Here is a 23,099-nt window from a genome sequence, read left to right as displayed (position 1 = left end):
GCTGTCTCAGGTGGCGGGTCTGGCCGGCCAGCGCCAGGCCGCCACCGCGAGCCAGCCGACCCAGGCCAGGAACGCCAGGCGCTGGGCGATCGCCTGCCGCAGCAGGCCCGGCGGGCCGAACGCCAGCACCGCCACCAGCAGCCCCGCGCCCAGGCTCAGCCATGCCAGTGCGCGGGTGCCGGGCTGGTTGAGCAGCGCGGCGGCGAGCAGCAACATGCCCGGCACGAAGGCCACCGCCCACAGCAGCCAGGCGGTGGCATGGGCCTGGCTGGCGCGCCCGTCCAGATCGGTGGGGTCCAGGGGCAAGGCGCCCATGCCGAGAAAGGCCAGCCCGGCCAGTACGATCAACTGCCCGCCCACGCGCAGGCTCCAGCTGGACCTGGCCGGCATGCGCGCCAGCAGGCTGACCCCGGTGGCCATGCCGAGCGCACCGACCAGCACGAACGCCAGCAGGTTGAAGCCCAGCGCATGCGGCACCCCGTTGGCACCGAGCAATGCCACCGGGTGACTGGCCTGCAGGTAACCGGGCAGTGCCACGCCGAAGCCGGCCACCGCCAGCACGAAGACGGTTGCGGCGACCAGGCCCAGGTAGCGCTGGGTGCCATCGATGCGTGTCATTGCCTTGCTCCAACGCGGGGCGCAGGCTGCGCCACCAGGACGCGGCATTGTCGTGCCGGGCGCGCGTGGCGTGAACCCCTGCCGGCGTGACGGCCGGCCACGCGCCATGCGCCCGGGCCGGCCAGCCTTGTGTCGGCCCGGTTTGCCACCATTACCTCCCACTGTTGCCGCAATCACTTCTGGAAGCCCATGTCCGACAAGCCGCACGTATTCGATGCCACCACCGACACCTTCGAGACCGAGGTCCTGCAGAAATCGTTGACGACACCGGTGCTGGTGGACTTCTGGGCCACCTGGTGCGGCCCCTGCAAGTCGTTGACGCCGATCCTGGAAAAGCTCGCCGCCGACTACAACGGTGCCTTCGAGCTGGCCAAGGTCGATGTGGACAAGGAGCAGCAGATCGCCGCCGCGTTCCAGATCCGCTCGGTGCCGACGGTGTTCCTGGTCAAGGGCGGCGAGCTGGTCGACGGCTTCCCGGGCGCGATGCCGGAAGGCCAGGTGCGCGAATTCCTGACCCAGCACGGCGTGCTGCCGGCCGAGCCGCAGGTCGCCGAAGCACTGCCGCCGGCCCCGCTCGAGCCGCAGGACCAGGTCGCCGCGCTGCGTGAGGCGATCGCCGCCGAGCCGGACAAGGACGAGCTCAAGCTGGACCTGGCACTGGCGCTGCTCAAGACCGGCGACACCGCCGAGGCCGAGCAGTTGATCGACGCCCTGCCCGCCAACCTGGCCACCGACGACCGTGCGGTGCGCGCCAAGGCCCGGCTGAGCTTTGCCAATGTGCTCAAGGATGCGCCTGACGCCGACGCGCTGCAGGCCGCCGTTGCCGCCAACGGCGCCGACCTGCGTGCACGCCATCTGCTTGGCGTGCGCCACCTGCTCGACGGCCACGACGAGGCCGCGCTGGAGCAGTTCCTGGAAATGCTGCGGCAGGACCGCGCCTTCGACGACAACCTGCCGCGGCGTAGCCTGATCGATGCGTTCCGGGTGATCGAGGACGAAGACCTGGTAGGCCGCTACCGCCGCAAGATGTCGTCGCTGGTGTTCTAAGCGCCGCCGGCACCATGGCGCCCGGTTTGCTGGCCGGGCGCTGCCGTCACCGCCGCAAGTTCCATACGCATGCGAATGGTATGCTGCAGGCCCGCCCCGCCATGGACCCTGGCCGCATGCGTGCTTCACTGTTCAAGCTCGGTATCAACCTGTGGCCGCCGTACCTGTTCGCCGGCATCCACGTCACCGAGTTGTCGGCCGATTACCGCTACGCACGCGTGGAGCTGCGCCAGCGGCCGTGGAATCGCAATTACGTCGGCACCCATTTCGGCGGCAGCCTGTTCGCGATGACCGACCCGTTCTGGATGCTGCTGACCATGCAGAACCTGGGGCGCGACTACTACGTGTGGGACAAGGCCGGCAGCATCGAGTTCGTCAAACCCGGGCGCGGCACGGTGAGCGCGGAGTTCGTCATCGACGACAGCGTGCTGGCCGAGTTGCGCGCCGCCACCGCCAATGGCGAAAAACATCTGCGCTGGTTCGAAAACGTGGTGCACAACCGCCAGGGCGAGGTGGTGGCGCGGGTGCGCAAGCAGTTGTACGTCAGGCGCAAACCGGCACGCTGACACTGCGCCGTCGGCGCGCTGCTGATGGCCAACACACTGCATCGGTTTCATGCGCGTCGGCTGGACGTGATCGTGGCGTGCGCAAGCCCGTCATGCCCTCGCGCACGCTCACGAGGTGTTGCGCGCGGCATGCGGACTCTGGGGTCTTCCAACCCACACGGACTGTCTTCATGAAAACGCTCAACGTCATCACCCTGGTGCTTCTTATCGTCGGCGGCTTGAACTGGGGCCTGGTCGGTCTGTTCCAGTTCGATCTGGTCGCCACGCTGTTCGGCGGCCAGGATGCCCTGCTGTCGCGTGTGGTCTACACGCTGGTCGGCATCTCTGCGTTGTGGCAGCTGGTCCCGCTGTTCCGTAACGACCATGACGCCAACGTTCACCACACCAGCCCGCACGTGCGCAACACCCCGTAAGCGCACAGCTGAAGCAGGCATGCGCGTGACAGCACGACGCCGGCGCATTTCGCCGGCGTCCTGCTATGCGTTTATGCACGTTGCGTCCAGGCGCTTTGCGTCCGGGCGCGTGGTCGGCAAGAATCGGGCATCCCTCCCGCTGGCTGCCTTCATGCTTCTGCGCACTGTTGCTTCCGCCTGCCTGCTTGCCCTGGTGTTACCCGCTGCCGCCAACGCGGCCTATCGCAGCCCGCAGCAGATCCTGGATGCCTCGCCGGCCAGCGCCTGGCGCGTGCTCGACCCCGAGCGCACGCTGTACCTGGAGCTGGATGGCGGACGGGTGATCATCGAGCTGGCGCCGCAATTTGCGCCCGCGCACGTGGGCAACATCCGCACCCTGGCGCACGAGCGCTTCTGGGACGGGCTCAGCATCTACCGTTCGCAGGACAACTTCGTGGTGCAGTTCGGCGACCCGGATGGCGAGACGCCGGCCAAGGCCAAGTCGCTGGGCTCGGCGAAGACGCACCTGCCGGCCGAATTCGAACGCCCGTCGCAGGGCCTGGATTTCCAGCGCCTGCCCGACAGCGATGGCTGGGCGGCGCAGGTGGGCTTTGTCGACGGCTTCCCGGTCGGGCGCGACAGTGCCAGCGGCAAGACCTGGCTGGCGCATTGCTACGGCACCCTGGGCGCCGGCCGCAACAACGACGAAGACAGCAGCATCGGCGCCGAGCTGTATGTGGTCACCGGGCAATCGCCGCGCCAGCTCGACCGCAACATCACCGTGGTCGGCCGCGTGGTCAAGGGCATGGAGTTGCTCAGCGTGATCCCGCGCGGACCGGACCCGATGGGTTTCTACAAAGACCCCGCGCAGCGCTCGCCGATCCGCGCCATTCGCCTGGCCAGCGAGGTGCCCATGCCCGAACGCACGCCACTGCAGTTGCTGCGCACCGACAGCCAGACCTTCCGCGATGTGGCCGAGGCGCGCCGCAATCGCAAGGACGATTTCTACAAGCGCCCGGCCGGGCATATCGATCTGTGCAACGTGCCGTTGCCGGTGCGGACGCCGCCGGCTGGCTGAGTCGGGAATCGGGAATCGGGAATCGTAAAGCGGCGCGCGCGTGACTAGCGGGCGCGCTGGCTGAAGGCGACGCTGCCCAGGATCAGCACCGCGGCCACCAGCATGGTCCAGGTCAGCGGCTCGCCCAGCAGCGACCATGCCAGCAGTGCGCCGAACACCGGCACCAGATAGGTCACCGTGGAGGCGCGTGCCGGGCCGATGCGCTGGATCAGGCGGTAATACATCAGGAACGCCAACCCGGTGCACACCACGCCCAGCGCGGTGGCGCAGGCCCAGGCCACTGCCGGCACCGGCGTGGTCGGCCACTGCAACCAGGCCAGCGGTGCCAGCAGCAGCGCGCTGCAACCCAACGTGGACGCTGCCGATGCGGCCGGCGGCAAATCGCCCATGTGGCGCTTCACCAGGTTGTAGCCGATGCCGTACAGCAGCGACGCGGTGGCGCCCGCCAGTGCCGCCGGCCCCACGCTCAACCCGGCCGACTTGCCGGTGGCCAGCACCAGCACGCCGATGAAACCGATCAGCAAGGCCAGCGCGCGACGCGTGCCGATCTTCTCGCCGAAGAACAGGAAGGCGATCAATGCGGTGAACAGCACCGTCATCGCATTGCAGATCGCACCGATCGCGGCCGGTGCGTGTTGCGCGCCCCAGGCGAACAGCAGGAACGGCAACGCGGAGTTGAGCACGCCGATCGCCGCCAGCATCGGCCAGCGACGCAGCGGGAAGCGTTCGCGCGCCAGCCACAGGAACGGCAACAGCACCAATGCACCGAGCGCCAGGCGGATTTCCACCAGCGCCACGGTGCCGAACCTGGGTGCGGCCACGCGCATGAACAGGAACGAGCAACCCCAGACGATGCCGAGAAACCCCAGCTCCAGCGGGGTGCGCCATTCGCGTGCCGCAACCGCTGGCTGCGTCGCCGGCTGCGCGCTCATGGCCGCACCTGCGCACGCTGCCGTGATGTGCTGAAACCGCAAGAGACAACATCAGGCAAGCAAACGGGCATGGCACGATCATCGCGATGGGGTACTGCAGCATCGGTTGCAACCGCAGGCGCGACAAGCGCGTAGTATCGAGGCGAGCCACAAATCTCACTCATGCCTCGATGAACCTGCGCCCCACCCTGCTGCCCGCGCTGGGCGTGTTCGCCGCCGCCGCGCGCCACCAGAACTTCGCGCATGCCGCCGAAGAACTGCATCTGACCGCCAGCGCGGTCAGCCACCATGTGCGCAAGCTCGAAGCGCTGCTCGGCGTGACCCTGTTCCAGCGCCTGCCGCGCGGGGTCAAGCTCACCGCCGAGGGCCGCCAGCTGGCCGACGCCGCCACCGCTGCATTGGCCGAGATCGCCTCGGTGGCCGGCAACCTGCATCCGCGCGAAGATGCCATCCCGCTGCGCGTGACCACCTTGCGCTCGCTGTCGTACTGCTGGCTGTTGCCGCGGCTGCCGCGCTTCTGTCGCGCGCATCCGCATATCCGCATGGATCTGCAATCGGACGCGGCGTTTTCGCGCTTCGAAGAAGGCGGCCCGGATCTCGGCATCCGCTACGGCCAGGGCGCCTGGCCCGGGTTGACCTCGCATCATCTGATGGACGACGAACTGTTTCCGGTGGCCTCGCCGTCACTGCCGGAGGTCGCCGCGCTACGCACGGCGGCGCAGATCGCGCAATTGCCGCTGCTCACCGACATGTCGCCGCAGGGCTGGCGCGACTGGTTCCGTGCCGCCCAGGTGCGCGGCACCACGCTGCCGCCGATGCACACCTTCAACGACAGCACTGACGCGATGCGCGCTGCCGTCTATGGCCTGGGCGCGGTCCTGGCGCGCAAGCACATCGCCCAACCGTACCTGCAGCGTTACGAGCTGGTGCGCCTGCCCGGCCCCACCCTCAAGGCACGCTACGCCTACTACATCGTGCACCCCAGTCACCGCGTCCCCGGCCCTGCGGCAATGGCGTTTATCGATTGGCTCAAGCGCGAGGCGCTGGACGAACGCACCCCGATGCCTGCCTTGCCGGCAGAGCTGCTGGCACTGCCTGCAGCCTGAGGTGGCTGCTTGCATCGCTGCAACCTTGCATGCCGGGCCCTGCCTGCCTTGAGAACTTGAGCGCGGTGCCTGAGCCGATGCTGCCGGACTGATCTGGCATGCCTGGGCTGCAGGCCGCCAACCGCAAAAACCTTCAGCACCGATCGGCTGCGACCTGCCCCGCGGGCAGATCCCACGCGCCAGAGGCCTGGGCATCCCCCATCACGGCAACGTTGGCGACAGCCGCCAGCCGCGCCGGACCACCGCCGGGCAGTGCCGCGCCGAAAAGACGCTTGACATCGGCCGCCATAAAATCAATTAATTAGCTAATTCGTTAATTGCCTAATTCCTTATGTCCATCGACCGCATCTTCGAAGCCCTTGCCTCCCAGCCCCGCCGCAAGATGCTGGCGTGCCTGGCAGACCAGGAACTCACCGCCGGCCAGATCGGGCAGTTGTTCGAAATGAGCGCGCCAGCCATCTCGCGGCATCTGTCGGTGCTGGAAAGCGCCGGGCTGGTATCCAGCGAACGGCGCGGCCAGTTCGTGGTCTACCGGCTCACCCCGGACAACATGGTCAACACGCTCAGCAGCTTTGCCTTCGAAGTCTGCCCGGCCTCGGCGCCGCTCAAGCGCAAGGCGCGCGCCTTGACCAAGAAGACCTCCTGACCCTCCTCCGGCCGCAAAGGACTCATGCCGATGTTCAGCACGCCCCAGCAACGCCCTGCCGATGCACAGGCAGGTTTTCCGTCAGTCCGTCTGGAGTCCTACAGCGGCGGTCTGCCGGTGGAGGTCACGCTGATCGCACAGCTGGGCGTGGGCGCAGGCAACCCGTTGATCGAACAGGCCTGCCGCCGCCAGCGCGCGCATCCCAGTTTTCACGATGCGCTGGACGAGCCATCGGCACGCCTGGCCGGCACTGACTTTGCGCACGGCGAATCGACTGCCCTGTTCTCGTTTGCGGTGGGCGCCAACGGCCACCCGTTCCATCGCCACGCCGGCCATCGCATGTTCACTGCCATCACCGGCAGCAGCGGCGCGCAACTGCGCTTCTGCACCGCCTCGATGGAGCAGATCGAACAGGATCCACAGCACTTTCTGGCGGCGTTGCGGCATATCGATCTACCGGCCGACTGCCTATTCACCGTGCGCTTTGGCGGCGGCACCTGGCATCAGTTCGCACCGCTCAAAGCGCAAGCCGCACACCCGGCATTTTTCGCATTGTCCTGCCACAGCGACGAGGCCGGCGGCGCGTTGAGCGATGCGGTGCGCGCACGCGTGCTGTCCGGCACCGCCGATATCGCCACGCTCACCGAAACGCTGCCGGAGGCGGTGATCGGGCTACTGGCCTCGGCGCAGGCACGCGCGCTGCAGATCCCCACCGTACGCCTGTCGTTGGCCGCATCGCCAGGCAGCAGCAGGTCTGCATGGTGCGGCCGGCTGCGCGCGCTCAGCGGCAGGCTGCGCCAGGCAGTGAGCCGGCTGCGTCGACCGGTGGGGTTCGTTGCAATGGCACCGCAGCTGGCGCAGGTCCGCGTGCATGCCGAGCCCAAGCCCGGCTCGCTGCTGACCCGGCACCTGCAGGGCTTCGATCATCAGGACAGCGTACGTCTGCGCCTGCAGCCGCATGAGTTGCGTCAACGCGGTGCGCACACCTTGATGGCGTTGCTGCTGGAGGGGTTCACCGAGCGCGCGCCGCGCGGCGTGACCTGGTTGATGCGGCTGCGCAATGCGCTGGTGGCGCCGCTGCAGTTGCGAACTTCTCCGCTGGGCTGCCCGGTGTCTTCGTTGCTGTCGGCACAGCGCGACTGCCTGTTCGCAGGGCGATTCCCGGTACTTGCGCAAGACAACGCGCCACTGGATCGACGCGTGCAGGTATTGCTGGGCGCCGACGACCGCCACCTGGTCTTTCGCAGCAGCGTGGGCGTGGAAGTGCTGGAGGATGGCAGCGTGGAGCTCAGCCTGGAGACGCGCGTGGCCTGCCGCAACAGGTTTGGCCGCGTTTACATGGCCCTGGTGGACGGCGTGCACCATCGCTACATCGCACCGGCGCTACTGCGCACTGCCGCCCAGGCCCTGCTGGTGCCGGTACTGGAGACCACCGCAGCACAGGCAACCGCGCGGCGCCCGTGAGCGGCCAGCGCACCCGGCCATCACCCGATCTTGCCTGACGGCTGCCTAGTCTTTGGGTCCCCAATCCAAGGAAGCTTTCCCATGCCGACTCTTCGCATGCGTATCACCGGCACCGACGACGACGCGCGTGCCATCGCCAACCTGCTGCAGAGCATCGAAGGCATCGAGCACGTGGAAGAAGTCGACGACCTGATGCCGCACCTGGATGACGACGATTCCAGCTCGGCCGGCCTGTCCGACGACGAAGGTCCGGGCAGCCACGAGTTCGAAGTGGAAGCCGGCAATGAAGCCACTGCGCAAAAGGTGCGCGACGCCGTGCAGGAACTGGCCCTGCAGCTGGACGTGTTTGTCGAGTACGAATTCGACGAAGGCTGAGCCGGCTGCGTACCGACTGCGCTGAACTTGCGCGCAGTCGGTGTCTGGAGATGTTGCACACCACGTGCTGTACCGCGATCGCGTGCAAGCAGCGCAATCAGGATCGACGTGCTACCGCGCAACGCGTCGAGTAGCTGCGTGAAGTAATCGCCCTTCCTAAAAACATGCGCAGCTAATGCGGCATCGCCGACCAGCTACGCAGTGGATCAGGACATCCGGCGTCGCCGCGCACGCCAACGCCATGCCTGCAGTAGCAGCCAGCCGACGATCCCCCCCAGCACCACCACCGGCAGCAACGCCGCCACTGCACGGATCACGAAGGCCACGCTGGATGCGAAGACCTGGCCGAACTCGGCTGCCGCCTCGGCAATCTCGCCCCTGCCCTGCTCGCCACCGGTGCCGCGGAAATTGAGCGTCAGCAACTGCGTACGCACGCGCCGTTGCTGCTGCGCGGCGTCCTGCTGGGTCTGCTGCGCTTCGGCCTCGATCTCGGCAAGCCGCTTGGACAGGGCCAGCAGATCGGTCACGGCCAGGTCGCGGCGTTGCTGCAGTTCGAGCAGGCGCGCATGTTCCTTTTGCAGGCGCGCCTGTGCCAGCCCGGTATCGGCGATCTGCTGCGCCAGATCCTCGGCACGCGTGCTGCGGGCGGCGACATCGCCATGCTGGCCGGCCAGTTGCACCATCGGCTCGATGCCGTCCGGAGCTAACCGCACGCTGACGCTGCCGCTGGGGTCGCGCCCACCGGTTTGTTCCACCGCCAGCAGCGCGCAGTCGCCGAACTGCGCCGACTGGCAGGCGGTGCGTACCGCGGCGATGCGTTGATCGATCTGATCGGCCGGCAGTTCGATGCGTACATCGTGCTCATACGCCAGCGCATTGCCTTGCGCGGCGGGCGGTGCCGGTGCCGGCGCCGGCGCGCCGCCGTCTGCCGCCATCTCGCCCGACGGCCTGGCACACCCGCTCAGCGCCCAGCCCAGCAGCAAGCCGACCGCGTACCACTGCATCCGGCGCCTCATCGGCTGGCTCCATCGGCCGCGTGCATGCTCTGCGCGGCCAGACCCGGCGCGGACGCACCGCGCAGCTTGACCGCCACACTGGCCTCGCCAGTCCTGCAACGCACGCCCGTGCTGGAGCGCGCACTGCCGCGCTGCGGGAAGTGGTGGTGATTGGCATGCTGCCGGTTGAAGCGATGGATTCCCGGCATCTCGGGCGCCGCCTGCAGGCGCAATGGCGCGCGCATGCCGGGCCGCAGCAGGCCACCACGGCGACGGCATGACGCACACGTGCGCTCGCACGCATCGGGGTTCGGCGCATCGGTGTGCGGGTCGAACGCGATGCGTCCGCAATGACAGTTATCGGCGTCGTGCATGGTGATCCTCCTTGAAAGCGGCCACTCTAAACCAATGGCGGATGCGGACAAGCGCGCACATGCCTATGCTGGCGGATTGCTTCCATTGGAATCCACCATGCGTCAACGTCTGCTTGTCCTCGCCCTGCTCGCCGGCCTGAGCGCCTGCCAGCAGCAGCCCGAATCGCCGCGCGCCGGCACCCCCGATGCCGCGACGCAGGCTGCGCAGACGCCGGATGCGCGCTTTGCGGCGCTGTCCAAGCGCGCGCTCGACACCTGGATGCAGCTGTCGCCGGTTACCGCCACTCAGACCGGCGATCACCGCTTCGACACGCAGATCGACGATCTGAGCAGCGCCGGCCGCCAGCGCAGCCTGGAGGCCGGCAAGAAGCTATTGAGTGAGCTGGATGCCATCGAGGTGGCCAAGCTGTCGCGCGAGAACCAGGTCGATGCGGCCATTTTGCGCAACCAGCTGCAATCGGAGATCTGGAACACCGAGGTGCTGCAGAGCTGGGCCTGGGACCCGCAGGTCTACAACGGCCTGGCCGGCAGCGCGCTGTATGGCCTGATGGCGCGCGACTTCGCGCCGCTGTCCGAGCGCCTGAGCTCCGCCACGCAGCGCATGGAGAAGATTCCCGGCATCTTTGCGCAGGCGCGCGCCAACCTGGACCCGGCTCGCGTGCCGAAGATCCATGCCGAAACGGTGGCCAAGCAGAACAAGGGCATCCTCAGCATCGTCGATACCTTCATCGCACCCAATATCGGCCAGCTCGGCCCGATCGAAGCGGCCCGCGCGCAGGCCGCCATCGACGACCTGCGCAAGGCCGTGGCCGAGCAGCAGACCTGGCTGGATACCGTGCTGGTGCCCAATGCCAAAGGCGATTTCCGCGTCGGTGCGCAGATCTACGACCAGAAGCTGAAATTCGCGCTGCTGTCTTCGCTGTCGCGTGCCGAGATCAAGCAGCGCGCCGAGTCCGAGCTCAAGCGCGTCCGCAGCGAGATGTACGGCATTGCCCGCACGGTACTCAAGGACAAGCCCGGCGCACCCAAACTGCCCGAGACGCCCAACGACGACCAGCAGCAGGCCGCGATCGAGGCGGCGCTGGAACTGGCCTATGCCGACAAGCCGGCACGCGACAAGGTGGTCGACGACGCCAAGGCCGCACTGGCGCAGTCCACCGAGTTCGTGCGCCAGAAGGATCTGATGACGCTGCCCGATTCGCCGGTGGACATCATCCTGATGCCGGAATTTCAGCGCGGCGTGGCGGTGGCGTACTGCGATTCGCCGGGCCCGCTCGACAAGAATCTCAAGACCTTCTATGCGGTCTCGCCGATTCCCGACGACTGGAACGACAAGCAGGTCGATTCGTTCCTGCGCGAGTACAACAGCCGCATGATCCACCTGCTCAGCATCCACGAAGGCACCCCGGGCCATTACCTGGAAGGCTGGCATTCGGCCAAGTTCCCCTCCACGCTGCGCGCGGTGCTGCGCTCGGGCATGTTCGCCGAAGGCTGGGCGGTCTACACCGAACGCATGATGCAGGAACAGGGCTATCTGGATAACGACCCGCTGTTCCACCTGGTGCAGCTCAAGTTCTACCTGCGTACCATCGCCAACGCCATCCTCGATCAGGGCGTGCATGTGGATGGCTGGGAACGCGACAAGGCGATGCACCTGATGACCCACGACACCTTCCAGCAGGAAAGCGAAGCGGCGGGCAAGTGGGTGCGTGCGCAGCTGTCGTCCGCGCAGCTGCCGACCTACTTCGTCGGCGTGCAGGAACATCTGGACACGCGCAAGGCGGTGCAGGACAAGCTGGGCAAGGACTTCAACCTGAAGGCGTACCACGACCAGATGCTGTCCTACGGCGCCCCGCCGGTGCGCTTTGCACGCGAGTTGATGCTGGACCAGCCGATCGAGTGATTGATCCTTCTCCTACCGGGAGAACAAGCACTCTTCGCCCCTCGGGAGAAGGTGTCCCGCAGGGGCGGATGAGGGTGCGGGCGAAGCCTGGTGTGGCCGGAACTAGCGAGTGGCTTCGCCCCGTACCCTCACCCCAACCCCCGCTCAGCGCCCCGGCCCGCGCTTGCGGCGCGGGCGCTCCAAGGCACGCGCGCCAGTGGCGCGCAAGCCGTGCCTTGGCGTCCCGGCAGGAGAGGGGCGTATTGCTGCGGTGGTTGCACGTTTGTGCAGCCCACTAATTTGCGCAGCCCACTAAACAGCGACCTCAGCCATCCGCTGCAACAAACCCGCCGGTCTGCCGCGCCCACAGGCGTGCATACAGCCCGCCTTGCGCGATCAGTTGCGCATGCGTGCCGGTCTCGACGATGCGTCCGGCATCCATCACCACCAGCCGGTCCATGCGCGCGATGGTGGAGAGGCGGTGCGCAATCGCAATCACCGTCTTGTTGCCCATCAACGCATCCAGGCTGTCCTGGATCGCCGCTTCCACTTCCGAGTCCAACGCCGAGGTAGCCTCGTCCAGGATCAGGATCGGCGCATCCTTCAGCAGCACGCGCGCAATGGCGATGCGCTGCCGCTGACCGCCCGACAGCTTGACCCCGCGTTCGCCCACATAGGCATCGAATCCGCGCCGGCCTTCGCCATCGACCAGCGTGTCGATGAAACCTTCCGCGCGTGCCTTGCGCACCGCTTCCAGCATCTGCGCGTCGCTGGCCTGCGGCCTGCCATACAGCAGGTTGTCGCGGATCGAACGATGCAGGAGCGAGGTGTCCTGGGTGACCAGGCCGATCTGCCCGCGCAGGCTTTCCTGGGTGACCTGGGCGATGTCCTGCCCGTCGATGAGGATGCGCCCCTGCTCCAGGTCGTACAGCCGCAGCAGCACGTTGACCAGGGTCGACTTGCCCGCGCCCGACGGCCCGACCAGGCCGATCTTCTCGCCGGCACGCACCTGCAGGTCCAGCCCGGCGATCACCCCGCCGCGCTTGCCGTAATGGAAATGGATGTGCTCGAACTGCACCTGGCCGTGCGTCACCTGCAACGGCACGGCGTCGGGCGCGTCCTGCACCAGCACCGGCTGCGAGATGGTCTGCATGCCGTCCTGCACGCTGCCGATGTCTTCGAAGATGCCGTTGACCGTCCACATGATCCAGCCGGACATGTTGTGGATGCGGATCACCAGGCCGGTGGCCAGCGTGATCGCGCCGACGCTGATCTGGCCGCGGCTCCACAGCCACAACGCCAGCCCGCAGGTGCCCACGATCAGGAAGCCGTTGGCCACCGCAATGGCGGTATCCATCGTGGTGGTCACGCGCGTCTGCCCGCGATGCTTCACCGCCAGCTCGTCGATCGCATCGCGCACATAGGCCTGTTCGCGGCCGGCATGGGCGAACAGCTTGAGCGTGGAGATATTGGTGTAGCCGTCGACGATGCGCCCGGTGGCCTTGGAGCGTGCATCCGACGCGATCCACGCGCGCGCCTTCATGCGCGGCACGAAGAACGCCATCAGCGCGACATATACCACCAGCCAGATCAGTAGCGGCAGCATCAGCCAGGGGTCGGCCTGCGCAAACAGCCACAGTGCGCTGCCGGTATAGACCACGATGTACCAGAGCGCATCGACCATCTGCACCGCCGATTCGCGCAGCGAGGTCCCGGTCTGCATCACCCGGTTGGCGATGCGGCCGGCGAAATCGTTGTTGAAGAAGCCCAGGCTCTGCCGTACCACGTAGTTGTGCATCAGCCAGCGCGAGCGGTTGCTCAGGCCCGGAACGATCGCCTGGTTGACCAGCAGATTGTGCAGCCCGGTGAACAGCGGGCGCGCCACCAGTGTGATCGCCGCCATCCAGAGCAATTCGCCGGCATGCCGGCGGAAGAAGTCCGCTCCCGGCCGCTCGGCCAGCATGTCGACGATGCGCCCGAGGAAGTCGAACATCGCCACTTCCACCAGGGCCAGCAGCAGCCCGGCGATCAGCGTGGCCAACAGGATCGGCCACAACGGCCGCAGATAATGCAGATAGAACCGCCACACGCTACGCGGCGGCATTTCCCGCTCGATCGGCGGGAAGACATCGATCAGGGATTCGAACCAGCGGAACATCGCAGACACTTTCGGGAAAAACCGGGAGATCAGGCTAGCTGATCGCGCGTCAAGCTGCAGTGGCGCTGGCGTCGGGTTGCTGCAGCATCACCCGCACGGCAGGCTGCGCTGTGCGCGGCAGGCAACCGGCCCGTCGCATCGGTTCCGGTTGCCCGGGTCATGCGGCGTCGGTCGCGCTCATTCGCGGACACGTGCGAGCAGGCGGTTGACCTCGACCAGATCGAAATGGCCCGGATCGAAGCGCCCGCCCAGGGTGGCCAGCTCCTGCACATGTTGCGCATGCTCCGGGTCGGCGATGATCCGCAGCAAGGCCTGGTAGCTGTCGATTCCTTCGCTGCTTTCCGGCGGGCAGGCATTGGCGCCGTCCACGCAACGGGCCGCGCGCAGGCTCGCGTCCGGCGGCAGGATCGCCTCGACCTGGACGCGGTGCTGCCAACCCGCGCCGGCACCGTAGAAATAGTCGAACCGCTCCAGCTCGCCCACCGCGCTTTCGATGCTGACCCGGGCAGCATGCTTGAGCCGTGGCCGCTCCGGCACATCCAGCCCGGACTCGCCGTAGCGGCCGCCGCCCAGGTCGAATTCGTACGGATGCGCACCACTCCAGCCCATCACCGGTTGCAGCACACGATGCAGCGTGGCCAGGCGCAGCGCTCCGGCCACCAGCACGCGGCGCCAGATCAACGGCGCGCTATCCACCAGCGAAACATGCAGCTGATACACCGGCTCAGGCGCGAGCGCCACCTGCTGTGCAGCTTTCTTCTTGGCCTTGGTCATCGGGTCTTGGTCGTGTGTCTCAGTCGCCAGTATGGCGGCAGCGGCCCGCGCCTGCATGGCACCGCCCAGTCAGCGCTGCACCATGCAGTGTGCGATGTGCGATGTGCAGCATGTCGCGCGATCACGCATCGACGATGCCGCCCACCGTCACGCCAGCATCATTGCGCCGCCGCCCTCGCCCGCCCGGATTTACGCCACACCCGCTGCACGCGCCGGCAGTCGCAGGCCGAACAACAGGTCATACAGGATCGGGATCAAGCCCAGCGTCACCAGCGTGCCCAGCGCCAGGCCACCGATCATGGTGATGGCCATTCCGGTCCACAGCGGCCCGGCAAACAGCATCAGCGGAATCAAGCCGACGATGCAGGTGAGCTTGGTCATCACGATCGGGCGCAGCCGCTTGACCGCTGCGGCGATCACCGCCTCGCGGCGTGGCAGGCCATCGGCAAGCTCGGCTTCGATGCGTTCCAGCAGCAGCACCGCGTTGTTGACGATGATGCCGGCCAGCGCCAGCAAGCCGAAGGTCGCCATGAAACCGAACGGATAGCCGGTGATCACCAGGGCCAGTGCCGCACCGATCAGCACGAACGGGACTGCCGACAGCACGATCAGCAGCTTGCGGAACGAGTTGAACTGCCACACGAACAGCAGCAGGATCGCGCCCAGTGCGTGCGGCATGTATTGGAGCAGGGCCTGGTTGGCCTCGGCAGAATCCTCCAGCTCGCCACCGATCTCCAGCCGATAACCGGGTGGCAGCTTGAGCGCGGCCATCCGCACCGACAGGCGCTCGACGATCTCGGTCGCGGTCAACTGCGGGTTGCGTGCGGTCACGGTGATCGCACGGCTCAGGTTGCGCCGCTGGATCGCCGACGGCTCGCTGTCGTGCAGCACCGTGGCGACCGCCGCCAGCGGCACCGGCGCACCGCCGGCTTGCGGGTACACCAGGGTGTCGCCAGGTGTGCCGTCGGCGGCGCGTTCCTGCGCACTGCCACGCCACACCACGGCCACCGAGCTGCCATCGTCGCGCATCAACGAGGCATCCACGCCGCTGTAGCGCGCCTGTAGCGCCTGCGCAATGTCCTCGCTGCTCACCCCGGCACGCCGCGCCCTGAGCTGGTCCACCTGCACCACGTAGCGCGGAATGCGCGCCTGCCAGTCGTCCTGCACATCCACGGTGCCCGGCAACGCGCGCAGCGCCTTTGCAATCGCAGCGGCGCTGCTGCGCAGTACTGTCTCGTCGGGGCCGACCACGCGATACACCGCCATCCCGGCTTCGGTCGCGCCCAGTGAAAACCGCTTCGGCTCGGCGCGCACGGTGGGGAAGTGGCTGCGGACATGCGCACGTGCCCGCGCTATCACTGCATCGAGATCGGTGCCCGGGCGCACGCTCACGGTGAAGTACGCCATGTTGGCCGCCGGCAGCGGGGGATTGAGGCCCAGCACGATGCGCGGGCCGCCATCGGCGACATAGCCGATGCTGTCCACCACCTCCGGGTTGGCGCGCCGATCGGCCAACCAGCGGCTCAGCGCACGCACCGTGCGCAGGGTTTCGCGCGTATCGCTGCCTGCCTGCAAGGTCACCGGCATCTGGAACTGCAGACGATCGGACTTGGGCAGAAAGTCGTAGGGGATCGACACCAGCACCGCGACCGCCACCGCCAGCATCGCCACCATGCCGGCGATAAACAGCGCCTTGTGCATCAGCACGCGCTCGATGAGGCGGCGGTAGCCACGATAAAAGCGCGACGGTTCCTGTTCGCTGCCGAGTGCGACATGTGCCTTGGCGAAATACATGCACAACAGCGGCGTCACCGTGATGCTGAGCAGCCACGAGCCCAGCAAGGTCACCCCGAGCACGGTAGCCAGCGAGCGCAGATATTCGTTGGTGCTGGTCTGGCCGAAGAAGAACGGCGAGAACGCCAGCACGATCACCAACGACGAGGTCAGCAACGGGGTGGCCAGGGAGCGGCCGGCGTCGATGCAGGCCTGACGGCGCTGTTCTCCGGCAACCAGGCGGCGTTCGATGTCTTCGGCAATGACAATGCCGTTGTCCACCAGCAGGCCGAGCGCCAGGATGATCGCCGCGATCGACACCGTCTGCAGCTCCACGCTCAGCACGCGCATGACGATCAGTGAGGCGAAGATGGTCAACGGCACGATCGCGCCGACGATCAGGCCGGTGCGCCAGCCCAGGAACAGCATCACCACCGCCATGACGATGATGATGGTCTCGCCCATGACGTGGTGCATCTTGCCCATCTCGCGCTCGACCACGTCGGCCTGGAAGGTGACCACGTGCTGCGCAAAACCTGCGGGCAATTCCTGCGCGGTCTGGTCCAGCTTGGCGCGCAGCGTTTTGCCGAAGTCGGCGATATTGCTGCCGGGCTTCATCGAGACCGACACCACCACCGCCGGCTGGCCCTGGTAGACGGCAGCGCTTTCCGGCGGATCGGCAGGCATCACCTGTACCTGCGCCAGCTCGCCCAACGTCACTTCACGCACACCATTGGCATTGGGTGTCGGCAAGGTCAGCAACAGGTTCCGCAACTGCGCAGGCGAGCGTATCTCCCCGGAAGTCGCAACCGTCATCGCCAGCCCGGACACCGTCGCCAGCCCGCCGGAGGCCACCACATTCTGCGAGCGCAACTGCGCCATTACGCTGGCAGGGCTCAGTCCGGTCGCCAGTAGCCGCGCGCGATCGAACGCCACATACACGCGCTCGTCCTGCAGCCCGTACAACGCCACCTGCTCCACGCCAGGCAGGGTATACAGCTGCTCGCGCAGGCGCCGCAGCGGCCCACGCATCTCGCTCATCGAATAGCCTGGTGCGGTGACTGCGATCGAGGCCACCGACACCCGTCCGAAGTCATCGTCGACCAACGGTCCCTGCGTGCCCGCAGGCAGTTGCGCACCCGCCTCGGCGGCCTTGGCCCGCACGCGCTGCCATAACGCCGGCAGATCCTGCACATCGTCGTAAGCGGTCAGCTGCACGATCGCGCTGCCTGGCCGCACCGTGCTCACGATGCGCTTGATGCCGGCCAGTTCGCGCAGGCGCTCCTCGAGGGGGCGCGCCAACAGGATTTCCACCTGCTCGCTGGGCATGCCCGGAAACGCCACCGACACAATGGTGTCGCGCACGGTGACCGAGGGTTCTTCCTGCGAGGGAAAACCGACGAACGCCACGATGCCGCCGAGCAGGATCATCACTGCCGCGAACAAGGTCAGCCGGCTCGACCTCATCGCCATCCGGGTCAGCATCATGGCGCCTGCCCTCCGCTCAGCTGCGTCTGCATCTGCAACGGCGCCACCGGCTGGCCATCGATCAAGAAGCCCACGCCTGCGCTGACCACCTGATCGCCGGCCTGCAGCCCGCGCCGGACCTGGATGCGGCCGCCGACGATCGACCCGAGCTCGACTGCGCGCTCGCGCACGATCCGCTGTGCCGGCTGATACACGAACACGCTGGCCCGTTGGCGATTGAGCCTGGGCAGTACTGCAGACAGCGGCACGCTGGGCGTGCTCGCAGCCTGCGTGGGCAACTGCAACAGCACACTGTCGCCACTGCGCATCGCGTGTGGCGCGCGCACTACCTCCAGAATCGCCAGCGCAGTGGCACCGTTATCCAGCCGGCTGGACAGGCTGCGCAGGCGTAATGTCAGCGGCACCGCAGGCTCGTCGGCCAGCGTGGCCTGCACGGTCTGCCCAGGCGTCAGCCCTGCGGCAGCAACAGGCGGCAGATTGGCGAGCAATTGCAGATGCGCCTGCCCTTCCAGCTGCAACACTCCCTGCCCCGCCCCCACATCGGCATGCGGTTGCTGCAGGCGTGCGACCACGGCGCCATCGAAGGGTGCGCGCAGCTCGCCAAGACGCGATGCACGCCGCGCCAGCGCCAGGTCGGCCTTTGCCACCTGCAGTTGCGCGGTTGCCGCATCCGCCGCCGCGCGGGCGGCGGTCAGCGTCGCCGCGGAGCTGGCACCATCGTCGAACATGGCGTGCTGCTGGTGCAGTTGCAGCTGCCGCTCGCCGGACTGCGCCATCGCCGCGCGCAGGTTCGCGTCGGCCTGCTGCTGACGCAATTGCAGCGGCTCGGCATCCAGGCGTGCCAGCACCTGCCCTTTCTGTACGCGGTCGCCCACATCCACCAGCACGGCGGCGATGCGTCCGCCGCTCTCGAACGCCAACTCGGCCCGTTGTTGCTGACGCGCCATTGCCGGCACCTGCAGCCACCCGTCGCGGCCGGAGCCGAAGCGCTCCAGCTTGACCGCCCGAGGGGTCTCGGCCGCCGGCGCATCCGGCCGGCTGCAGCCGGCCAGCACCAGCAACAGACCGCAACACACCATGGTGCGAAGAACATCCATCATCACGCTATCCCCTGCCATGTGCCGCTCAGCGGCTGTAGGTCACTGCAACCGTGCCGCCGACAAAACTGCGGCGTGCAACCAGCGGGCTGTCCGTGGCGTTGTCCGCATAGCGGGTGCCGGTCACGCTCACGGTGGTGGCCCAGTGATCGCCCAGCGCATGCGTCCAGCTGCTGCCCACCGCGGCGGCATACACGCCGGAACCGGTATGGAAGGCCTGCCAGCGCGTCCGCGCCGCCTGCGCGTCGGTGACCCCGAAGTAGGCCTGGTTGAAGCGACGATCGCCGGCATGCACATCCAGATCCAGCGTCACCGTGTCGCTGGCGCCATGCAGCAGGGTGAACTCCACGCCGGCGCGATAGCGGTTGCGCCGTGCGTCCTGCTTGAGCGCGAATTCGGCTTCCGCGTTGACGTTCATGTACGGCGTGATCCGCTGCATCACCAGTGTGCGTGCGGTGACCGACCCCGGTACATCGCCCATGCCGGCCAGCACGCGCGAACCCGGACGCCAGTCGCTGTCGCGTTGCAGGCGGCCCAGGTCGTAATACAGCGACTGCGACAGATAGAAGCCGGAATCGCTCTGGAACTGCAGACCCGCGCCACGCGCGGTGTCGAAGAACAGCATGCCGCGCTGGACCACCAGCACCGGGTTGGCCTGCACGCGCGCGCGCTCGGCGCCGGCATACCGCGGTGCCGCAACCGCTGCCGCGCCCGCGGTGAGATCGGTGTGGTCGCCCAACAGCCGCGAGCTGCCGGTCAGATCGGTCTGCGCGTGCGCGAGGCATGGCAGCAGCAGGCTGGCAACGAACGGCCAGGCACGCAGTGTGGTGTCACGAGGCAGCTGCATGAAAAACAGGATGGCCATGAAAATCTCCGTCAGCGATCAGGAAAGGGATGGCAGGCAAACGCCGTAGAACGCCTGAAACAGGGCAATCCGGCTCAACAAGCGTTGGCGTGCGGTGGTCAGGTAATCCAGTTGCACCTGCGTGGCGCGCAGGCGCTCGGTCAGCAGCGTGGTGCGATCTTCCAGGCCTGCCTCCACGCGCCTGCTGAGCCGTGTCATGCGCGATTGCTCACGCTCGGCCTGCGCACGTGCACGCGGTTCGGAGTCGGCCATGGTGGCGTGCGCGTCGAGCGCATCGGCGACCTCGCGGAAGGCGGACTGGATCGCCTGTTCGTAGGCCGCGACATCGGCCCGCTGGCGCAGCTGCGCCAGCGCGAGATTGGCGCGGTTGCGGCCGCCGTCGAACAACGGCAGGTTCAATTGCGGGCTGAAGCTCCACATGCCGTGGCCGGCGGAAAACAGCCCGTTCAAGCCATCGCTGGCGGTGCCCACGCTGCTGCTCAGAGTGATCGATGGAAAGAACGCGGCGCGTGCTGCGCCGATGTCGGCGTTTGCCGCGCGCAGTTCCAGCTCCGCCTGCTGGATGTCCGGGCGTTGCAGCAACAACGAGGAATCCAGCGCACGCCACGCCGTGCTGGGTGTATCTGCGGCAATCAGGCGCTGCAGGTCGCCCGGCACCGGCAAGCTGTCGTAGCCAACCAGCAGTTGCAGCGCGCGCAATGCCGCAGCGTGGTCGTCGGCGCCCTGCAAGGCCGCAGCATGGGCCTGATCGGCCTGATGCTGCTGCCCATCGCGCTGGTCGCGCGCGATCAGCCCAATCCGGTACTGCCGCTGTGCGATCGCCAGCAGCGCAGCACTGTCGGCATCGGCTGCTTGCAGCTGCTGCAGCGCCTGGCTGCTTGCGCGTTCGGTGGTGTAGGCGCGCAGCACCTCGGCAACCAGCGCGCCCCGGGCCGCATCGCGCCCATGGGTGCTGGCCAGATAGCGCTGCCGCGCCGCCTCGGACATGGCCTGCAGCTTGCCGAAGAAGTCCAGCTCGAGATTGCCGATGCCGGCGTTGGCAACGACCAGATCCTGCCCGTAGCGCGCGTCCAGGGCCGGATCGTCGAAGCGCTGCCGCACCTGTTGTGCACCCACGCCGATGCTTGGCACGCGCGCGGCGCGCTCGATGCGGTACTGCGCCCGTGCCTGCTCCACCTGCAAGGCGGCGCGACGGAAGTCGCTGTTGTGCGCAAGCGCGCGTTGCAGCAACGGCCGCAGATCGCGATCCGGTGCGAACGCCTGCACAAACGCGCGTTCCTGCAGATTCAGCTCGATCCCCACCGACTCGCTCGGTTCCACAGCGGCCACCGCCTGCTGGCTGCCGAAGGTGCCCGGCACGGTCACCGCCGGTCGCTGGTAAGTCGGCGTCAATGAACAGCCGCCCAGCAACATGGCGATTGCCGCATTACGCAGGGCGCGGAAACAACGAGGCGCGGTCATTTGTGGAATCATGATGTCGGAGCACACGAGCCAATCTCGACCGACATCCTCGACCTGCAGCGTCCAGGTTGTTTTCGGGAATTATCCAGATTTGATCGAGACGACAGGGCACCACGCCATGACAGGCAAAAAGGTTCTGCTGGTGGAAGACGATGCAGACAGCGCCAGCATCCTGGACGCCTATCTGCGTCGCGACGGCTTCGACGTTGCCATCGCCGGAGACGGCGAGCGGGCGATTCACCTGCATCGTCAGTGGGCGCCGGATTTGGTGCTGCTGGACGTGATGCTGCCCAGGCTCAGCGGTATCGAAGTGCTGTCGGCGATCCGCCGCGCCAGCGATACGCCGGTCATCATGGTCACCGCCATCGGCGACGAGCCGGAGAAGCTGGGCGCACTGCGCTATGGTGCCGACGACTACGTGGTCAAGCCGTACAGCCCCAAGGAAGTGGTGGCGCGCGTCCATGCAGTGCTGCGCCGAAGCGTGGCGGTGCGTGCGCCGGGCGAGCCGCTGCGGCATGGCCGCCTGAGTGTGGACCTGGCTGCGGTGGTGGCCACCGTGCACGACCCGGCCGGGGCTCAGCTGGCACTGGACCTGACCCCGACCGAATTCAACCTGCTCGCCATCCTGCTCAAGACGCCGTTCAAGGCATTCACCCGCAGCGAACTGCTCGATGCCTGCCTGCCCGACAGCGATGCACTGGAACGGGTGGTGGATTCGCACATCCACAACCTGCGCCGCAAGCTGGAGGTACACGGCATCACCGGCGTGCTGGTCACCGTGCGCGCGGTGGGATACCGCTTCCAATGAATGCCCTGCGGCGCTTCAACGCCTGGCGCCGGCAAGCGCCGCTGTGGATGTGGGTGGGCGTGCGGATGAGCGCACTGGCAGTGGTGACCGTGGTGGTGATCGCCTTCGGCATGTGGTGCTACTTCAACCTGCGCGACAGCCTGATCCTGGGCAAGCTGCCGGCGGCGGCCCGCACCGAAATCGAACAACTGCGCGAACAGCCGGTCGCCAACGAGGCACGCCTGTGGCAACTGCTGCAGCAGTACTACGATGTGGAAAATTTTCTGCCCGGGCTGGCCAACCCTGACTGGTGGACGCTGGGGGCCATGGTCGCCCTCTCCATCCCGGTGATCCTGGTCTGCGGGCTGCTTGCATCGCGTCCGTTGTCGCGGCAATTTTCCCAGGTGGCGAGGGCCGCGCATCGGGTCAGCGATGGCGACTTCGGCGCACGCGCGCAGGTGGTGGCAGGCGCACCGGACGAGCTCACGGCGCTGGCCGACGACTTCAACGCCATGAGCGGCAAACTGCAGCAGTACGAACGCGAACTGCGCGAGTCCAGCGCAATGCTGGCACACGAACTGCGCACCCCGCTCAACGCAGCGATGGGCCGCGTACAGGGCATGCTGGACGAGGTCTTCCCGCGCGATCCCGAGCAGTTGCGCCTGGTCCATCGCCAGCTGGAACAGATCAACCGGCTGATCGGCGACCTGCATCTGGTGTCGCTGGCGCGTGCCGGCCAGCTGGTGCTGGAGCCGGACAGTTTCGATCTGCATGAGCTGATTGCCGAGCGGGTGGAATGGGCAGGCCCGACAATCCGCGCGTTGCAGACGACGGTCACCGCGCCGGCACCTTCCGGGCTACGCGTCTGCGCCGACCGCCATCGCCTGGGCCAGGTGTTTTCCATCCTGATCGACAACGCACTGCGCTACGCCGCCGCAGGCAAGGTGCTGGATATCGAGCTGCGCCGCGATGGTGCGCATGTGCTGGTCACGCTCGGCGACCGCGGCCCCGGCGTGGAGCCTGCGCAGCTGCCGCACCTACTGGACCGCTTCTGGCGCGCGGACAGTTCACGCGCGCGCCATTCCGGTGGCAGCGGCCTGGGCCTGGCGATCGCCTCGGCCATCTGCCAGGCGCACGATGGCCGCTTGATCCTGGGCAATCGCGTCGGCGGCGGGTTGCTGGCCAGCGTGCAACTGCCGTTGTCACGCTGAGGCGTTGGCG

21 protein-coding genes are annotated in these 23,099 nt (G+C 67.3%); 11 read left to right on the top strand and 10 right to left on the bottom strand.

The genetic code is table 11. The features are described 5' to 3' along the window. Nucleotides 1-6: 6 nt before the first annotated feature. A complete protein-coding gene (locus AC1KVE_RS02370; protein ID WP_039522279.1) occupies nt 7-618 on the bottom strand; it encodes a DUF998 domain-containing protein in 612 nt (203 codons plus the stop codon). Nucleotides 619-807: 189 nt separating this feature from the next. Here AC1KVE_RS02370 and trxA point away from each other — a divergent pair, with 189 nt between their 5' ends. The 4 genes from trxA to AC1KVE_RS02350 all read left to right on the top strand — a co-directional run bounded on the left by trxA (nt 808) and on the right by AC1KVE_RS02350 (nt 3,701). Then, complete coding sequence (gene trxA, locus AC1KVE_RS02365; protein WP_039522282.1) at nt 808-1,665, top strand: thioredoxin; 858 nt, start codon at nt 808-810, stop codon at nt 1,663-1,665. Nucleotides 1,666-1,781: 116 nt separating this feature from the next. Continuing rightward, nucleotides 1,782-2,231, top strand: a complete 450-nt coding sequence (locus tag AC1KVE_RS02360) for a DUF4442 domain-containing protein (RefSeq protein ID WP_349782779.1) — start codon at nt 1,782-1,784, stop codon at nt 2,229-2,231. Between the two features lie 170 nt (nt 2,232-2,401). Further along, complete coding sequence (locus tag AC1KVE_RS02355; protein ID WP_054591530.1) at nt 2,402-2,644, top strand: DUF378 domain-containing protein; 243 nt, start codon at nt 2,402-2,404, stop codon at nt 2,642-2,644. 151 nt (nt 2,645-2,795) lie between these two features. After that, complete coding sequence (locus tag AC1KVE_RS02350) at nt 2,796-3,701, top strand: peptidylprolyl isomerase (RefSeq protein ID WP_104577158.1); 906 nt, start codon at nt 2,796-2,798, stop codon at nt 3,699-3,701. 44 nt (nt 3,702-3,745) lie between these two features. Here the strand turns inward: AC1KVE_RS02350 and AC1KVE_RS02345 are convergent, their stop codons facing one another. Continuing rightward, nucleotides 3,746-4,633 carry a DMT family transporter gene (locus AC1KVE_RS02345; RefSeq protein WP_039522286.1) on the bottom strand — a complete coding sequence of 296 codons (888 nt, stop codon included), beginning with the start codon at nt 4,631-4,633 and terminating at the stop codon, nt 3,746-3,748. Nucleotides 4,634-4,803: 170 nt separating this feature from the next. Between AC1KVE_RS02345 and AC1KVE_RS02340 the strand changes: the two genes are divergently transcribed. The 4 genes from AC1KVE_RS02340 (at nt 4,804) to AC1KVE_RS02325 (ending at nt 8,224) form a co-directional block, all read left to right on the top strand. Next, on the top strand, nt 4,804-5,739 hold the full coding sequence (locus tag AC1KVE_RS02340) for a LysR substrate-binding domain-containing protein (RefSeq protein ID WP_481091955.1): 936 nt from the start codon (nt 4,804-4,806) through the stop codon (nt 5,737-5,739). Nucleotides 5,740-6,070: 331 nt separating this feature from the next. After that, entirely contained in the window at nt 6,071-6,385 is a 315-nt protein-coding gene (locus tag AC1KVE_RS02335; RefSeq protein WP_024939743.1) for a metalloregulator ArsR/SmtB family transcription factor, read from the top strand. 30 nt (nt 6,386-6,415) lie between these two features. Then, nucleotides 6,416-7,849 (top strand): DUF2867 domain-containing protein, encoded by a 1,434-nt coding sequence (locus AC1KVE_RS02330; protein ID WP_481091956.1) that lies wholly within the window; start codon nt 6,416-6,418, stop codon nt 7,847-7,849. Nucleotides 7,850-7,930: 81 nt separating this feature from the next. Beyond that, entirely contained in the window at nt 7,931-8,224 is a 294-nt protein-coding gene (locus AC1KVE_RS02325) for a hypothetical protein (RefSeq protein ID WP_046964921.1), read from the top strand. A 206-nt stretch (nt 8,225-8,430) separates the two neighbouring features. Here AC1KVE_RS02325 and AC1KVE_RS02320 read toward each other — a convergent pair whose 3' ends face one another. Beyond that, nucleotides 8,431-9,240 (bottom strand): DUF4349 domain-containing protein, encoded by an 810-nt coding sequence (locus AC1KVE_RS02320; RefSeq protein ID WP_481091957.1) that lies wholly within the window; start codon nt 9,238-9,240, stop codon nt 8,431-8,433. Next, nucleotides 9,237-9,593 carry a hypothetical protein gene (locus AC1KVE_RS02315; RefSeq protein WP_054591533.1) on the bottom strand — a complete coding sequence of 119 codons (357 nt, stop codon included), beginning with the start codon at nt 9,591-9,593 and terminating at the stop codon, nt 9,237-9,239. The genes AC1KVE_RS02320 and AC1KVE_RS02315 overlap by 4 nt, the downstream gene beginning before the upstream one ends. A gap of 97 nt (nt 9,594-9,690) precedes the next feature. Here AC1KVE_RS02315 and AC1KVE_RS02310 point away from each other — a divergent pair, with 97 nt between their 5' ends. Further along, nucleotides 9,691-11,496: a DUF885 domain-containing protein gene (locus AC1KVE_RS02310; RefSeq protein WP_167705634.1), complete on the top strand. Its 1,806-nt coding sequence runs from the start codon at nt 9,691-9,693 to the stop codon at nt 11,494-11,496. Between the two features lie 304 nt (nt 11,497-11,800). Here AC1KVE_RS02310 and AC1KVE_RS02305 read toward each other — a convergent pair whose 3' ends face one another. The 6 genes from AC1KVE_RS02305 to AC1KVE_RS02280 all read right to left on the bottom strand — a co-directional run bounded on the left by AC1KVE_RS02305 (nt 11,801) and on the right by AC1KVE_RS02280 (nt 21,103). Beyond that, on the bottom strand, nt 11,801-13,633 hold the full coding sequence (locus tag AC1KVE_RS02305; protein WP_102253798.1) for an ABC transporter ATP-binding protein: 1,833 nt from the start codon (nt 13,631-13,633) through the stop codon (nt 11,801-11,803). A 177-nt stretch (nt 13,634-13,810) separates the two neighbouring features. Continuing rightward, nucleotides 13,811-14,407 carry a plasmid pRiA4b ORF-3 family protein gene (locus AC1KVE_RS02300; protein WP_481091958.1) on the bottom strand — a complete coding sequence of 199 codons (597 nt, stop codon included), beginning with the start codon at nt 14,405-14,407 and terminating at the stop codon, nt 13,811-13,813. Nucleotides 14,408-14,596: 189 nt separating this feature from the next. Continuing rightward, nucleotides 14,597-17,668: an efflux RND transporter permease subunit gene (locus AC1KVE_RS02295; protein WP_481091959.1), complete on the bottom strand. Its 3,072-nt coding sequence runs from the start codon at nt 17,666-17,668 to the stop codon at nt 14,597-14,599. Then, nucleotides 17,665-18,765 carry an efflux RND transporter periplasmic adaptor subunit gene (locus AC1KVE_RS02290; RefSeq protein ID WP_481091960.1) on the bottom strand — a complete coding sequence of 367 codons (1,101 nt, stop codon included), beginning with the start codon at nt 18,763-18,765 and terminating at the stop codon, nt 17,665-17,667. The genes AC1KVE_RS02295 and AC1KVE_RS02290 overlap by 4 nt, the downstream gene beginning before the upstream one ends. A gap of 28 nt (nt 18,766-18,793) precedes the next feature. Continuing rightward, nucleotides 18,794-19,612: a MipA/OmpV family protein gene (locus tag AC1KVE_RS02285; RefSeq protein ID WP_152971589.1), complete on the bottom strand. Its 819-nt coding sequence runs from the start codon at nt 19,610-19,612 to the stop codon at nt 18,794-18,796. A gap of 36 nt (nt 19,613-19,648) precedes the next feature. After that, complete coding sequence (locus tag AC1KVE_RS02280; protein ID WP_481091961.1) at nt 19,649-21,103, bottom strand: efflux transporter outer membrane subunit; 1,455 nt, start codon at nt 21,101-21,103, stop codon at nt 19,649-19,651. A 106-nt stretch (nt 21,104-21,209) separates the two neighbouring features. Between AC1KVE_RS02280 and AC1KVE_RS02275 the strand changes: the two genes are divergently transcribed. Next, nucleotides 21,210-21,899 carry a response regulator gene (locus AC1KVE_RS02275; protein ID WP_046343487.1) on the top strand — a complete coding sequence of 230 codons (690 nt, stop codon included), beginning with the start codon at nt 21,210-21,212 and terminating at the stop codon, nt 21,897-21,899. Beyond that, nucleotides 21,896-23,089, top strand: coding sequence for a sensor histidine kinase (locus tag AC1KVE_RS02270; protein ID WP_481091962.1), 1,194 nt, complete (start codon nt 21,896-21,898; stop codon nt 23,087-23,089). Before AC1KVE_RS02275 ends, AC1KVE_RS02270 begins: the two co-directional genes overlap by 4 nt. Nucleotides 23,090-23,099: the final 10 nt, after the last annotated feature.

This window comes from Xanthomonas sp. NCPPB 2864, assembly GCF_056675615.1.
Note: the sequence above shows the minus strand (reverse complement) of the source record. Positions and strands in the feature narration are given on the sequence as shown.

Excerpts from the sequence above, each read along its gene's own strand:
- AC1KVE_RS02370 (WP_039522279.1), bottom strand. The coding sequence starts at position 618 with ATGACACGCATCGATGGCACCCAGCGCTACCTGGGCCTGGTCGCCGCA.
- trxA (WP_039522282.1), top strand. The coding sequence starts at position 808 with ATGTCCGACAAGCCGCACGTATTCGATGCCACCACCGACACCTTCGAG.
- AC1KVE_RS02360 (WP_349782779.1), top strand. The coding sequence starts at position 1,782 with ATGCGTGCTTCACTGTTCAAGCTCGGTATCAACCTGTGGCCGCCGTAC.
- AC1KVE_RS02355 (WP_054591530.1), top strand. The coding sequence starts at position 2,402 with ATGAAAACGCTCAACGTCATCACCCTGGTGCTTCTTATCGTCGGCGGC.
- AC1KVE_RS02350 (WP_104577158.1), top strand. The coding sequence starts at position 2,796 with ATGCTTCTGCGCACTGTTGCTTCCGCCTGCCTGCTTGCCCTGGTGTTA.
- AC1KVE_RS02345 (WP_039522286.1), bottom strand. The coding sequence starts at position 4,633 with ATGAGCGCGCAGCCGGCGACGCAGCCAGCGGTTGCGGCACGCGAATGG.
- AC1KVE_RS02340 (WP_481091955.1), top strand. The coding sequence starts at position 4,804 with ATGAACCTGCGCCCCACCCTGCTGCCCGCGCTGGGCGTGTTCGCCGCC.
- AC1KVE_RS02335 (WP_024939743.1), top strand. The coding sequence starts at position 6,071 with ATGTCCATCGACCGCATCTTCGAAGCCCTTGCCTCCCAGCCCCGCCGC.
- AC1KVE_RS02330 (WP_481091956.1), top strand. The coding sequence starts at position 6,416 with ATGTTCAGCACGCCCCAGCAACGCCCTGCCGATGCACAGGCAGGTTTT.
- AC1KVE_RS02325 (WP_046964921.1), top strand. The coding sequence starts at position 7,931 with ATGCCGACTCTTCGCATGCGTATCACCGGCACCGACGACGACGCGCGT.
- AC1KVE_RS02320 (WP_481091957.1), bottom strand. The coding sequence starts at position 9,240 with ATGAGGCGCCGGATGCAGTGGTACGCGGTCGGCTTGCTGCTGGGCTGG.
- AC1KVE_RS02315 (WP_054591533.1), bottom strand. The coding sequence starts at position 9,593 with ATGCACGACGCCGATAACTGTCATTGCGGACGCATCGCGTTCGACCCG.
- AC1KVE_RS02310 (WP_167705634.1), top strand. The coding sequence starts at position 9,691 with ATGCGTCAACGTCTGCTTGTCCTCGCCCTGCTCGCCGGCCTGAGCGCC.
- AC1KVE_RS02305 (WP_102253798.1), bottom strand. The coding sequence starts at position 13,633 with ATGTTCCGCTGGTTCGAATCCCTGATCGATGTCTTCCCGCCGATCGAG.
- AC1KVE_RS02300 (WP_481091958.1), bottom strand. The coding sequence starts at position 14,407 with ATGACCAAGGCCAAGAAGAAAGCTGCACAGCAGGTGGCGCTCGCGCCT.
- AC1KVE_RS02295 (WP_481091959.1), bottom strand. The coding sequence starts at position 17,668 with ATGATGCTGACCCGGATGGCGATGAGGTCGAGCCGGCTGACCTTGTTC.
- AC1KVE_RS02290 (WP_481091960.1), bottom strand. The coding sequence starts at position 18,765 with ATGGATGTTCTTCGCACCATGGTGTGTTGCGGTCTGTTGCTGGTGCTG.
- AC1KVE_RS02285 (WP_152971589.1), bottom strand. The coding sequence starts at position 19,612 with ATGCAGCTGCCTCGTGACACCACACTGCGTGCCTGGCCGTTCGTTGCC.
- AC1KVE_RS02280 (WP_481091961.1), bottom strand. The coding sequence starts at position 21,103 with ATGATTCCACAAATGACCGCGCCTCGTTGTTTCCGCGCCCTGCGTAAT.
- AC1KVE_RS02275 (WP_046343487.1), top strand. The coding sequence starts at position 21,210 with ATGACAGGCAAAAAGGTTCTGCTGGTGGAAGACGATGCAGACAGCGCC.
- AC1KVE_RS02270 (WP_481091962.1), top strand. The coding sequence starts at position 21,896 with ATGAATGCCCTGCGGCGCTTCAACGCCTGGCGCCGGCAAGCGCCGCTG.